We start from the raw sequence: 13,370 nt of genomic DNA, 5'->3' as shown, positions 1-13,370 counted from the left end.
AAAAAGATTACCAGAAGCTGGGCTTCACGGCCGAGCCCCGCGTGCGGCAATCGACACAATCGCGCGGGGCGGCGTCGTACCCAACCACGTCATTGGCCGAACCATACACCTCGCCAACCGGCAGGTAATCGGGTTGGCTGAAAGCTATTTCCATTATCTCGGCCGGACTGGGAGGCATGAAAATCTTTGGGTACAAGTCAATGAAGTCCGGAGGCACGCATTTCTCGTAGCCCGAGAGTACGCTCATGGTCCGGGGCAGGTCGGCACGGGCAATGAAGAGGCGCTTTTCCATCACGGAGTGTGCTCCGACAAAGCCCAGAACCGGCTCGGCGGGGTTGCTCAGGCAGTGCACGTTGCCGGTAAGTTGAGCTGGCTGCGGGTCGAAGAGTGTGCCGATGCTTTCTGTATTTTTGCGCAGCAGGTCCCAGTAAGCGTATTCCTCCTTGGTAAGAGCCAGCTGGCGCGCCAAGATGCTGTAGCGGGTGAACAGGCGCTCCGTGTTGGCCGGCAGCACCCGCAAGCGGTGGTTGGATACCACGTCTTGGGTCAGGGACGTGGTCTTGTCAATTTGCACGGTTTTAGAGCCTTCAGTTCCCCAGCACGCGCTTGGAAAGGGCACGGCTCGCGCTTTCATCGCATGGTTGATGTACTCGAGCGAAGTACTATAAGCCGGCCTTATTTCCCAGGTTTCCTCGAACTCCCAGCGGTAGTAGCGCGTGGCGTTGGTGGCATCGTGGGCATCGACCAGAATGTTGAGCTCCGCATTATCAACCCGCCAACTCAAGTTGTCGATGGGCGGGGTGAGCTTGGCGGGCACATAGTCCGAGGCGTATTCCTTGCCGGCTTGCGTGTTGAGGTGCAGGCGGTATTTTTTGGTCGGATTCAAGGCCAGCGCGGCCGAGGTGTAGGTGCCCACCGGCGCCTCGCGCAGCACGTAGCGCGGGCCGCCATCTTCCTCGATGTACACCGTGGCTTTGGCCTCCACGGGCGGGGCTTTGGCCGAGGCAATGGCGTAGGCCTGCGTAAGCTTGACGGTGCTCACGCCTTGGATATTGATAAAGCCATCCACGACCAGGTAGCTCGGCGGGGTTTTAATAATATCCGGCAGGTACGGGTCGGTGCAGCCCGACAGCAATAGCACGGCCAGCCAGCCCAGGCAGGCATACAGCCTCATCGGAAGCTGATGTTTAGATAATTCTGAGAGGGCAGGAAGCATTGAAAGGAGAAAAACGATTACCAGAAGCTGGGCTTCACCGCTGAGCCCCGCGTGCGGCAGTCAACGCAGTCGCGCGGCTTGGCCAACACATATTGTCCGCTGTTATCCTGCTCTATCGTGATGGGCAAATACGCTGGCGAGCCAAACATTGCCTCCAGCACTTCTGCCGGTTTGGGCGGTGGAAAGACTCCCTTGGGCGGCAACCGCACCGTATCGGGGGGGAGGCACTGCTCGTAGCCAGAGAGCAGGTCCCGGGCATTGGGCAGCTCGGCGCGGGCGATGAAGAGGCGCTTTTCGGTGGTCGAGTGGGCGCCCACGAAGCCCAGAACTGGCTCGGCGGGGTTGCTCACACAGTGCACGTTGCCGGTAAGTTGAGCTGGCTGCGGGTCGAAAAGCGTGCCAATGCTTTCTGTGTTTTTGCGCAGCAACTCCCAGTAGGCGTATTCCTCTTTCGTCAAGGCGTGCTGCCGCGCTAAAATGCTGTAGCGCGTGTAGAGGCGCTCGGAATTGGAGGCTAGGGCCTTGACCCGAAAGTCCGCTACGACGTCCTGAGTTAAAGCCGTGGTTTTGCTTATAAACACCGAAGAAGGACGTTCAAAGCCCCAGCACAAGCGAGGAAACGGTGTCCTGATGTAAATGAGGAGGGGTTTAACGTACTCGTGGGTGGGCTGGTAAGGAGGGGTGATTTCCCAGGTTTCCTCGGTTTCCCAGCGGTAGTACTGCGTGCTCTTGGTGTCGTCGTGGGCATTCACGTAAATATTGACCCCATCAGGGGCAGCGCGCCACGTCAGGGCATCAATGGGCGGCGTGATTTTCACGGGCACAAAGTCGGACACGTACTCCTTGCCAGCCAATGTATTGAGGTGCAGGCGGTACTTGCGGGCTGGGTTCAGCGTGAGGGCGGCCGAGGCATAGGTGCCCTTGGAGCTGCCTTCCACCAGCAACAAGCGCGTGCCGGCATCGTCCTCGATGTACGCCGTGGCCTTGGTTTCGGCCGGCGGAGCGGTGGCCGAAGCAATGGCGTAGGTGCGCGAGAGCTTAATGCTGCTGATGCCCTGCGGGTTGATAGAGCCATCCACTACCAAGTAGCTGGGTGGGGTCTTGATAATGTCCGGCAGGTACGGGTCGGTGCAGCCCGCCAGGCAAAGCAGCCCAACGCACCAATACACGACCCGCAAGTGGGAGGAAAAGCGCGGGAGCATCTAGAACTTGAAGTTGTAAGTAACCGTGGGAATGGGCTCACCAAAAATGGACAGCTGGTAGCCCTTGATTTGCCCGTTCACCGACTTGAAGTAGATGGAGTAGGGGTTGCGGCGGCCGGTGAGGTTGTACACGCCCACCGTCCAGGAGCTGTGGGCCAGCTTCTTTACCTTGTGGCCGCCCTCGATGTTGAGGGCCAGGTCCATGCGGTAGTAGTCGGGCACGCGGTAGGCGTTGCGGTCGGAGTAGAACACGCGCAGCGAGTTGCCCACGTAGTACTTGGCCAGCGGCAGCGTAATGGGGCGCCCGGTGCTGTAGTTCAGGTTCAGGGAGGTGCTGAAGCGGTGGCTGAAGCGGTAGTTGCCCACCAGCGTAAAATCGTGGGGCTTGTCGAAGTTGCTGGGGTAATAGCGCCCGCCGTTTATCATGTCGGCCGGGGTACCGGCGTTCACCTGCACCAAGGAGCGGGAGTAGGTGTAGCTCACCCAGCCGTTGAGCTTGCCGGTGAGCTTCTTCACGAAGAATTCGGTGCCGTAAGCCTGGCCCTGGGCGTTGATGATGTCGGTTTCGATGTGGTGGTTGAGCACCAGCGTGGCGCCGCTTTTGTAGTCCACGAAGTCGCGCAAGGACTTGTAGTAGGTTTCCACCGACGCTTCAATCGTGTTGTTCTTGAAGTTGCGGTAGTAGCCCACCGACACCTGGTCGCCGACCTGGGGCCGGATGTTGGCGTCGCTCAGCTTCCAGATATCGGCTGGCGATACCGATGCCGTGTTGGTGAGCTGGTGAATGTACTGGCGGGTGCGGGTGTAGCTGGCCTTCACCGACGACCGGTCATTAAGCGAGTACCGCATCGACACGCGGTATTCCGGGCCGTGGTACGTGGCCAGCACCTTGCCGGCGGCGTAGCGCACCGTGTCGGTGAGGGAGGCTTCCGTGCGCGACTCGCCGGGGGTGTACTGGTACACATCGCGCGGCCCCAGCGCCTGAAACAAGGAGTAGCGCAAGCCCACCGAAAGCGAAAAGCGAGGCGTGATGTCGAACCGGTCCGAAGCGTACAACGCGCTTTCCAGCGCTTTTTCCGGGGCCAGCACGTCGGGCTTCACCAGCGAGGCGTCGCCGCGCGGCAGGAAGCTGCCGGGAGCAATGTTGTAGAGCTGCGAGCTGCCCCCGAAGTCGATGGTGTGCCGCGAATTGGGGAAGTAGCTGAAGTCGGCCCGCAGGTTGCTTTGCGTAATGGCATACTTGAGCTGCGAGGCCGTCTTCTCGTTGCTGTCGCTGGTGATGTCGTAGTCGTAGTGGCTGATGGTGCCGGTGAGCACGCCGTACAGCTGGTTGTTGAAGTTGTGCCGCCACTTCAGGCTGGCGTTTTGGTTGGTGTAGTGGTAGGTGGTGTCGCTGGCCAGCCGAAACCGGTCGGTGCTGTAATAGCCCGTGGCGTACACCGAGTTCTTCTCGTTGATTTCGTGGCTGACGTGGGCCGTGACGTCGTAGAACGACGCCGCGCTTTGCTTGAAGTTCTTGTCGGACAGCTGGTGCAGCAGCCAGTCGGAGTAGCTGGCCCGGCCGCTGATGATGAAGGAGCTGCGGTCTTTGAGCAGTGGCCCTTCCAGCGTGAGGCGGCTGGTGAGCGGCCCAATGCCGCCCGAGCCTGCCAGCTTCTTCTTGTTGCCCTCGCGCGTGGTGATGTCGAGCACCGACGATAAACGCCCGCCGTACTTGGCCGGAATGGCGCTTTTGTACAGCTCCACGCCCTGCAGAATGTCGGGGTTGAAGGCCGAGAAAAAGCCGAACAGGTGGGACGGGTTGTAAATGGTGGCGTCGTTGAACAGAATCAGGTTCTGGTCGGTGGCGCCGCCGCGCACGTTCAGGCCGGTGCTGCCCTCGCCCACGGTTTTCACGCCGGGCAGGGTCATCACCACCCGCAAGATGTCGGTTTCGCCAAAGGCCGTGGGCACCTGCCGCATGGTCTTGATATCAAGCTTCTCCAGGCCCATCTGCATGCCCGATACGTTCTTGTCTTTCTCGGCTTCCACCACCACTTCCTTGAGCTGCACCACGTCTTCTTCCACCTCAATTTCCAGCTTGCCATTGCCGCGCAGCACCACCTGGCGCTTGGTGTTTTTGATGCCCACGCCGCGCACTTTCAGGTCGTAGCGGCCCACCGGCAGCGTGAGCGAGTAGTACCCAAACTGGTCGGTGCTGGCCCCGATGTTCGGCGACTCTGAGTAGATGGAGGCGCCAATCACGGGCTCGCCTGTTTTCTGGTCGCGGATGTGACCGGCCAGCGTGGCCTTGCTGCCCGCCTCGCCGCCGGCTCCCACTTCGTACACCTTGTATTCGGATGCACTCACCAGCCGGGAGCGGCCGGTGGGCCCGGCCGCCACGGGCTCCTCGGCCTGGACTACCGTGGCAGTGGCCGCCTTGGGCTGAAAGAAGTCGCCGGGCAGGGCCGGGTTGATGATGCCGGCTGAAGACACAAATACACGGTTCTCGTCGTCGATAGCGAAGTGAAACGCCGTGTTCTGCAGGGCCTGCTCCAGCACCGCGCGCACCGGCTGGTTCTGCACCTGAAGCGTCACAAAGAGGCTGTCAACGGCCTTGGAATCAAAGTAGAACCGGTAGTTGGTCTGGGCCTCCAGCTGGCTCACGAACTGCTCGAAACGCATGTGGGCAAAGGTGCCGCTTACTGCTTTTTCTGCCTGCTGCCCGTAGCCGGTGAAGCCCAGCAGCATGAAAACCAAAAGGAAAACCGATGAATAAGCGTACTTCATGAACGGAACGGCGGCAAAAGGAAGGCGAAAGGCGGCGCAGGCGCGGGCAGCGCGCCGGGGCTACTGCGGCAGGCTGCAGTAGTACCGGGTTAGCTGGACAATGGAGGCTTCCAAAGGCAGCTTATTGAGCGTCTGCTTATTCTGCTGAATAAACTTCTGCATCTCTTTATTCTTGTCGGCGAATAGCCGCAGGGCGTTGCTCTTCCGCTTGATGGCGTAGTAGCTGCCCCCTTTCTGCATAAACAGCCGGTCGGTAGCCGTAAACTCCACGGCGATGTTGGGCGTCACGATGCGCTCCTGCAAGCGCTTGGCGCGCTTAGCCAGCACCTGCACGCTGCTATCCACCAGCACTTCGTAGAAGCCCGTGCGAATAACCCGGCTCGAAGCACTATCGGCCACCAGCCGCCGGAAGCGGTGGTTGTTGAGGGTGAAGTACTCCAGCTTCTCGGGAATGAGCCGGAGCAGCAGCGGGCTGGTGGGCTGCGATAGCACCACTTGGTCGAGCACCACATCGTACGCCAGCTGCAGGTTGCCAAATGCCTGGCCGTTGTAATACACGCTCCCGCTTTGCTTGTCCGGCCACAAGAAAAACTGGTGCCCCGTGCGCGGCTGGTAACGCTTGGCATAGTCCACATATTCAGGCCCGTTGTAAAGCTGCGGGAGCCCGGCAAAAGAGGCGGTGTACTGTTGTTGAGCTGCGTTGATGGCAGACGCCAACTCCGGCGCCGATTGGCTGAACGCAGGCCGCCCGAGCGCGAGCATACCCAGCATGGCAAGAAGCGTGGTACCGAGTATCTTCATCAGGGGTAGATGCGCCAGTTTTCGTGGATTAACTGAGCGCAGGCTTATTTAGTATCAGGCGAAGATAAGGCAATGAATATAATGAATACTAGGTTAGTTTGCAGACTTCAGCTACTGGATTTTATGATTTCAAACGGCCCGATTGCAAAGGCCCACCTCAGCCCAATAAGGCAAATGGCCCCGCACTGTCTTGTTTTTTAGCTCAACTCCAGCCCAACCTCCGCCAGCAATTAGTGTCTACAATTAGTAGAACAGTGTAGAGACGCCACACTTGGCGTCTCGTCGTTGAACGATGGTTAGAGCGGATTGCTAACGGCGCGGACGATGAGACGCCAAGTGTGGCGTCTCTACACTGTTCTGACATCCCGATAATAAACTTGAACAGCTTCCCAACTGCAGGCAATGGGAAAAGCCCGCCGCGCTTAAATGCGCTGCAAGCCCTTGTAAAACGCTTCCTGGTACGACTTGCCGATGGGCACAAAGTGGCCGCCGCGCAGGTTGGCCGTGTTGTCTTCGATGGACTCGATGTGCTGGGTATTGAGCAGGTAGCTGCGGTGCACCCGAATGAAATTGGGGAAGGTGCTCAGGCGGGTTTCCAAGGCCTTTAGCGTAGTGTACACGATGTACTTGTGCTTGGATGTCACGATGTTGACGTAGTCGGACAGCGCCTCCACGTACAGCACGTCGTCGAAGTTGATGCGCACCATGCGGCTATTCACCTTCACAAACAAGTCCGTGTTGGCGGGGCTGTCGGCGGCCGCAGGGGCGGCAGGGGCGGGGCTGGTGGCCCGGCGCGACTGCACCCGCTCCACGGCCTGCGTAAAGCGCCCAAACTCGAAGGGCTTTACCAGGTAGTCGGTCACGCGCAGCTCAAACGCATCCACGGCAAAGTCCTGGCGGCCGGTGGTGATGATGACCTCCGGCGGGTCGGTGAGCACCCGCAGCAGGTCCAGGCCGCTGAGGTGGGGCATCTCAATATCCAGAAACAACACGTCTACCTTGTGGCCCTCCCGGAAGTAAGCCAGCCCGGCAATGCCATCCGCCAACGATACCTCCAGCTTGAGGTTGGGGGAGAGCTCGATGTAGTGCTCGAGAGTCAGACGATTAATCTCGTCATCATCAATGATGGCGCATGTTAACATAGGAAGGAAAGAAGAGCGAGTAGAACACAAATATGGCAGCCGTTGAGTTAACTCTTGGCCATACTGTTAAGGTTTAATTCTGGGCGGCCATTTCCTGCCGCACCAGCTCCTGCACGGCGGGCTGGTCGAAGTCGGCTTCGGTTTGAATATGCGGCATGAGGCGGGCCATGATGGCATCCTGGCGCTGGCCGGCGGCCCAGGCCTCGGCGTAGGGCGTGTGTGAAAACGTAACCTGCGAATACAGCGGCGTCCAGCGGCCGGGGTACTGGCTCGAAATCCGGGCCTCAATCTTCTTCTGCAGCAGAAAGCGCGGGTCGGCCACGCGGTCGCGCATTTCGGTGAAGTTGTACAGCGCCAGGTCGGCCATGGCGTCGGTGTTGGGCTTGCGCTGCGCCTGAAACTCGTTGAAAATGGTGGGCCAGGCCGCATCGCCGTACTGGTCGAGCAGGGCATTGAGCACGCTGCAGTCTTCGAAGCCGGCGTTCATGCCCTGCCCGTAAAACGGCACAATGGCGTGCGACGCATCGCCGAGCAGCAGCACGTCATCGTCGTACTTCCACGGAAAGCAGCGAATGGTGACCAGCGAGCCGGTGGGGTGTTCAAAAAACTCCTGCGTGAGCGCCGGCATCAGCGGCACGGCATCGGCAAACACGCGGGTGAAAAAGGCCGTCACGTCGGCCGGCGTTTGCAGGGCGGCGAAGCTCTCGGGCCCTTCGTAGGGGAAAAACAGCGTGCAGTTGAACGAGCCGTCGAGGTTGGGCAGCGCTATCATCAGGTACTGCCCGCGGGGCCAGATGTGGAGGGCGTTTTTCTCGAGCTGCCACGTGCCCTGCGGGCCGGCTTCGATGGTGAGCTCCTTGTAGCCGTACTCCAGGTAGTCCTGTGAGTAATCGTAGCGGTCGGTTTTCTGCAGGGCGCTGCGCACCGCCGAAAACGCACCGTCGGTACCAAACAGGCGGCTGTAGGGCTCTGTGTGCTCCTGCTGCGTGGCCGTGTCGAGCAGGTGCAGCTGCTGCGCCTTCAGGTCGATGCCCAGGCACTGCTGGCCGAAGTGCAGGCGCACGTTGGGCTGGGCCTCGGCCAGGTCGAGCAGGCGGCGGTTGAGGTGGCCGCGGTTGACGGAGTAGATGGCCTGGTCGGCCTGGCCGTAGGGCTGCCGGGTGAGGTTGCCCTGCACGTCGTGCATCACCCGGCCGGTCATCGGAATGCCCACCTGGCGAATGTCATCGGCCACGCCCACGCCCTCCAGGGCCCGCCAGCCGCGGTCCGACAAGGCCAGGTTGATGGAGCGGCCTTCCTGAAATCCGGCCCGGCGCGGGTCGGCGCGGCGCTCAAATACCTGCACCGGGTGCCCGCGCCGCGCCAGGTACAACGACAGCAGGGAGCCCACCAGGCCCGCCCCCATCACGGTAAGCGGTTCGGCGGTGGGCAACGAGGGGGCAACAGCAGACATAAGCAAGGAAAAGTTGGGACAGCGAAGCTACTACGCGCACTGCGCCCGGGCTGTTGAATGTTAAGACAATTGCATATTCAAGTGCCTAAGAAAAGCGCTGCCATTTTGTTCGTCGCGCACGCAGCCTTGTTTGTCGAGTGCATGGCAGTTTTTGGCGGAAATGGCACGAATGAAGCAACCGTACGTTGACCTTTGACGAATTGGGATTAAATAAAGTATAGCCATGACACATTTTCGGTTCCGTTTCAAGCGGATGGGGTACATGCGGTGGCGCTTACGCACCGGGAACCGCCAAGCTATTGCGGTGGCAGCTGCTTATCCCGTTTCCACCACAGCGCCGTGGTGGCGCACGGTGCCGGTAGTGGTAGCGTTTGGGCCCGAAAGCAAGGTGATGGAAGTCGGCGGCCTGATGATGTGCAAGGGCGACGCCCCGCAGTTGGGCGGGCATCCAGATATTAGATACTAACTATTTATTAATTAGAAATTTATCAAGTCGATAAAGCGGCGGTTAGAACAATAATAGATGGGGATATGCGGGAATAAAAAGGTAGTTTTGCAGCCTACTTTTTTAAAATTCCCCCAATGCGCCACATTTACATTCTTTTATTTCTATGTCTTTTACTGCCGCTTGGTAGCCGGGCCCAGGGCCCGCAAACCATCAGCGGCACGGTGCAAACCGAAGCCGGAACGGCCCTGCCCGGGGCAACGGTCATTATCAAGGGTACCTACACCGGGGGCAGCTGCAACGAAGAAGGATAGTTTCAGATTAAAGCGGATTTTTCGAAGGGGCCGCTGGTTTTGTCTGTGTCATTTATCGGCTACGAAACCCAAGAGCTGCCGCTCACTGAGCCCGACAACGCCCTGACCGTCACGCTCCGGCCCAGCGCCGTGCTCGACCAAGTGGTAGTGGCGGCTTCCCGCGTGGAAGAAAACATTGGCCAGGTGCCCGTAACGGTGGAAAAGCTCAACCAGCGCCAGGTAGAGCAAATCACCACCCCCGACCTGGTGGCTGGCCTGGGCCGCTTCAAGGGCATCGACATCAGCAGCTCCAGCCTGCTCACCACCAGCTTCAGTACCCGGGGCTTTAACTCTTCCCGCTCGGAGCGCGTGATTCAGCTGGCCGATTACATGGATACCCAGGTGCCCAGCCTGAGCAGCAACTTCGGCAACCTGCTGGGCATGCCGGTGCTCGACGTGGCCAGCGTAGAAATTGTGCACGGCCCGGCCTCGGCTCTCTATGGCGCCAACGCCTTCAACGGCGTGCTGCTCACCAACTCCAAAGACCCTTTCAAAGACCCCGGCCTCACGGTGCGCCTGCGCGGTGGCAACCGCAACCTGCTGGATGGCCAGCTGCGCTACGCCGTGAAAATCGGCGAACGCGTGGCCTTCAAAATTTCGGGCGGCGCCACCGTGGCCGATGATTTCTTTGCCGAAAACCAAGACGCTACTTCCTCACTGATTGAGCCGGCCAACAACCCCGCCGGCTCCGTGGCCGGCTACGATGCCGTGAGCCGCTACGGCGACGTGGGCGCCATCACCTTTGGGCAGGTGCTCATCAACCCCGCTACCGGCGCGCCCTACCGCGATGGCAACGGCAACTCCATTCCGACCCCGACCGCGCTGGTCGGCAAAACCTTGTTTTTGCCCGGCTACACCGAGCGCGAACTCGTGGCCGGCGACAACAAAACCCATTCGTACAAAGTGGCGCCCAGCCTGGCCGTGCTGCTGAGCAACTCGGTGAAGGCCACCATCGACTACAAGTACACCGAGGCGAGCACCACGTACCAGAGTGCCAGCCGCTACCGCTTTCTGAACGGCGGCGCCCATCAGGGCCGCGTGCAGGTAGAAGGCCGCAATTGGTTTGTACGGGCCTTCACCACCCAGGACTTCTCCGGCGCACGCGACCCCCTAAAGACCGGCTCCTACAATCTGGGCTTCCTGGGCGGCTTCCTGCAAAACCAGCTCATTCCCGGCTCCACCTCTACTACTTACGCCCAGCGCTACGTGGGCACATACCTGGGCACTCTGGCGGCCCGGCTGGCCGGGGGCCAGGCGCCCGATGCGTCGGTACAGGCGGCCATTGGCGCCGCGGCGCCTACGCTGCTGCAGCCCGGCACTGCCGAGTTTGATGCCGCCCGCAACCAGATTATCCACGACCCCACACCGGGCAAAGGCGCCCGCCTTATCATTCGCTCCATCCTCAACGAAGGCAGCGGGCAGTACACCTACCGCAACAACTTCGCCGACCTGACGATGGGCGCCGCCTACCGCCAGTTTTTGCTGGGCTCCGACGGCAGCTTGTTTGAAGACAAAAAGGACGGCGACCGCATCGTGAACTACGAGTACGGCGCATATGCCCAGGCCAGCAAAACCCTGCTCGACGACCACCTGAAGCTCGCCGCCGCCGGCCGCGTCGACCGGTTTCAGAACTTCGGCACGGCGTTTTCGCCTCGCGCCTCGGCGGTGTATTCGATGGGGGCCGACAAGCAGCAGAACTTCCGCCTCAGCTTCAGCCGCGCCTTCCGGGCTCCTACCCAAAACGACCAGTACATCCGCCTCGATGTGGGCCGCGCCATTTTGCTGGGCAACGTGCGCGGCGGCTTCGAGGGCTACAGCACCGCCCTGGGCGCCAAGCTGAGCGCCGACCCCGGCATCCTGGCGCCGAGCCGCAGCGCCGACCTGGCCGCCTACCGCTACAGCAGCGCCGGCCTGAAGCTGGAAGAAGTAAACAGCACCGAAGTGGGCTACCGCGCCCAGTTCGGCAAGAACGTGTACGTCGACGTTGATTACTTCTACAATACCTACAACAACTTCATTGCCACCCAGAACTTTATCGGCAACATCGACGGCAGCCAGCCCACCACGGCCCAGATTGGCGCCGCGGCCGGTGGGCGCTTCCAGAACAGTGCCCTCAACACGCGCGTGATTCAGATTGCCAGCAACGTCGACCAGCGCGTGCAAAGCCACGGCGCGGGCCTGACGCTGGCCTACGCCGTAGCTCCGGCCCTGACGCTGAACGGCAACTACAGCTACAATGACCTCATCACAAAAGAATTCAAGGCCGGCACGCAGTCGTTCTTCAACACCCCCCGCCACAAGTTCAACCTGGGCTTCGACGGCCAGGCGCTGGACCGCAAGTTGAGCTACAACGTGAACTACCGCTGGGTTGCGGCTTTCCTGTACGAGTCGACTTTCGCCACTGGCACCGTGCCTCAGGCCCAGACCGTGGACGCGCAAGTGGGCTACACCCTCAAGAGTCTGCACACCACCCTGCAGGCAGGTGCCACCAACTTGTTCGATGCCCCCAACCTGCAGGTATACGGCGCGCCCAGCATCGGCCGCATCGGCTACGTTGGGCTGCTGTTTGACATCAAATAGTTAATCCCTGCGCTTCACAAAAAGCCCCGGCCTGATTGCAGGCCGGGGCTTTTTGTTTGTTGAGCCAGAGGTCAAGCGGCCTCTACCCAGCGAAAGGTCAGGTTGAGCCGGGGGCCTAGCGGGCGGGCCGTTTTGGGCAAAGCATGCTGCCAGTGCCGCTGGGTGGCTCCCCGCATGAGCAGCAGGCTGCCGCTGTGCAGGTCCAGGCCCAGGGGTGCATGTGCCAGCCCGGCGCGCGGCCGCAAGCGGAAGCGCCGGGTAGCGCCCAGGCTAAGCGAGGCAATAACCGGGGCGGGGCCCAGCTCCGGCTCATCGTCGGCGTGCCAGCCCATGCTGTCGCGGCCGTCGCGGTAGTAATTCAGCAGCACGCTGTTGAAAGTTGAGCTGGTGGCGGCCTCGATGCGCTGGCGCAGGCAGAGCAGGACGGGCGTCCAGGGCCGCGGCTCCCAGCTCAGGCCCGAGTAGGTGTAGCGGGCCGCGGGGTCGCCGTACCAGGCCGTGAGCCGGGGCTGCGGCACTTCCTGCCCAAATAGCCTGATGGCGCGCTGCTCCCAGGTCACCTCCGCCGTGAGCTGGGTGAGCAAGGTATCGGCTTCCGCCGTCGGCAAAAAAGCGGGGTCAAACAGCAGGTCGGCCTGGGGCAGGAGCAAGGGCAGCAGGGCCATGGGCAAGAGGCAAAAAGCGTTGGAAACCGCTGGGTGATTAGACGGTTTTATAGCGCCGGCTACTTGGGCATCATTTTCTCCAGCTGCTCGCGTACTTCCTTGGGCTGCTTCTGCATCAGGTAGTTATTGAGCTTTTGAATGCCAAACAACAGCGCAAAACACACCAGCAGGGGCGGGAGCCAGCTGCGGTTGCGGTAGCTCACCGCGCCCACGTAGCGGGGCCAGAACCACAGCACATAAGCCAGAATAGCGGGCAGGTTGAACAGGGGCCCGTACCACGCGCTCAGGCCGTAGCGGGGCAGCGCCCACTGCAGCGCCAGCGCACCGGCCAGCATGTAGGCCCCAATGAAGAGCAGCAGCCCGAGCAGGGCGCGCTTGCGGTCCAGCCGCCACAGGTTGATGGCCAGCAGCGTGCCGCCGGCCAGCAGGGTGAAGGGCAGCGAAAACAGCACAATGGTAATCGGCGAATACAGCGCCGGGCCGGTGGGCGCCGCGCTGGGGTCGGCGGCCACGGCGGCTTGCTCGCGCTCGGCCTCGGCGGCTTCCTCGAGGGCGCGTTGCGCGGCCGCGGCCTCTTCCAGGCCAGGGCGCAGGGCAGCTTCTTCGGGGGCAGGCTGCCCGCGGCGGCGTAGTTCATCGAAGGCCGCTAACACGGCGGCTTCGCGGTACTGGACATGGCCGGTCACGTATTCGCGCAGGGCCGCGTCGGTCTTGAGCAGCATCTTGGCGGCGTAATCTTCCATA

11 protein-coding genes are annotated in these 13,370 nt (G+C 61.1%); 3 read left to right on the top strand and 8 right to left on the bottom strand.

The genetic code is table 11. From position 1 onward, the window contains the following. Positions 1-7: 7 nt before the first annotated feature. From LJ738_RS13510 to LJ738_RS13485, 6 genes are all read right to left on the bottom strand, one after another. Positions 8-1,174: a DUF4249 domain-containing protein gene (locus tag LJ738_RS13510; RefSeq protein WP_227786923.1), complete on the bottom strand. Its 1,167-nt coding sequence runs from the start codon at positions 1,172-1,174 to the stop codon at positions 8-10. Between the two features lie 59 nt (positions 1,175-1,233). After that, positions 1,234-2,418, bottom strand: coding sequence for a DUF4249 domain-containing protein (locus tag LJ738_RS13505; protein ID WP_227786921.1), 1,185 nt, complete (start codon positions 2,416-2,418; stop codon positions 1,234-1,236). Further along, on the bottom strand, positions 2,419-5,187 hold the full coding sequence (locus LJ738_RS13500; protein WP_227786919.1) for a TonB-dependent receptor: 2,769 nt from the start codon (positions 5,185-5,187) through the stop codon (positions 2,419-2,421). 60 nt (positions 5,188-5,247) lie between these two features. Then, a complete protein-coding gene (locus LJ738_RS13495; protein WP_227786917.1) occupies positions 5,248-5,949 on the bottom strand; it encodes a hypothetical protein in 702 nt (233 codons plus the stop codon). A 461-nt stretch (positions 5,950-6,410) separates the two neighbouring features. Next, positions 6,411-7,130: a LytR/AlgR family response regulator transcription factor gene (locus LJ738_RS13490; RefSeq protein WP_227786915.1), complete on the bottom strand. Its 720-nt coding sequence runs from the start codon at positions 7,128-7,130 to the stop codon at positions 6,411-6,413. Positions 7,131-7,203: 73 nt separating this feature from the next. Next, the gene (locus LJ738_RS13485; protein WP_227786913.1) at positions 7,204-8,583 is read right to left on the bottom strand and encodes an FAD-dependent oxidoreductase; all 1,380 of its coding nucleotides are present in this window, start codon (positions 8,581-8,583) and stop codon (positions 7,204-7,206) included. A 304-nt stretch (positions 8,584-8,887) separates the two neighbouring features. On the opposite strand from LJ738_RS13485, the gene LJ738_RS13480 reads away from it, so the two are divergent. From LJ738_RS13480 to LJ738_RS13470, 3 genes are all read left to right on the top strand, one after another. Next, the gene (locus LJ738_RS13480; protein WP_227786912.1) at positions 8,888-9,049 is read left to right on the top strand and encodes a hypothetical protein; all 162 of its coding nucleotides are present in this window, start codon (positions 8,888-8,890) and stop codon (positions 9,047-9,049) included. Positions 9,050-9,165: 116 nt separating this feature from the next. Continuing rightward, on the top strand, positions 9,166-9,342 hold the full coding sequence (locus LJ738_RS13475; protein ID WP_227786910.1) for a carboxypeptidase-like regulatory domain-containing protein: 177 nt from the start codon (positions 9,166-9,168) through the stop codon (positions 9,340-9,342). A 45-nt stretch (positions 9,343-9,387) separates the two neighbouring features. After that, complete coding sequence (locus LJ738_RS13470; protein ID WP_227786909.1) at positions 9,388-11,961, top strand: TonB-dependent receptor plug domain-containing protein; 2,574 nt, start codon at positions 9,388-9,390, stop codon at positions 11,959-11,961. 71 nt (positions 11,962-12,032) lie between these two features. Here the strand turns inward: LJ738_RS13470 and LJ738_RS13465 are convergent, their stop codons facing one another. After that, positions 12,033-12,626, bottom strand: a complete 594-nt coding sequence (locus LJ738_RS13465; RefSeq protein WP_227786908.1) for an alpha-ketoglutarate-dependent dioxygenase AlkB family protein — start codon at positions 12,624-12,626, stop codon at positions 12,033-12,035. Between the two features lie 59 nt (positions 12,627-12,685). After that, positions 12,686-13,369 carry a hypothetical protein gene (locus tag LJ738_RS13460; protein ID WP_227786907.1) on the bottom strand — a complete coding sequence of 228 codons (684 nt, stop codon included), beginning with the start codon at positions 13,367-13,369 and terminating at the stop codon, positions 12,686-12,688. Between the last annotated feature and the right edge of the window lies 1 nt (position 13,370).

Source organism: Hymenobacter plasmatis, assembly GCF_020711255.1.
GTDB lineage: Bacteria > Bacteroidota > Bacteroidia > Cytophagales > Hymenobacteraceae > Hymenobacter.
This window is presented reverse-complemented; position numbering and strand designations above follow the sequence as displayed.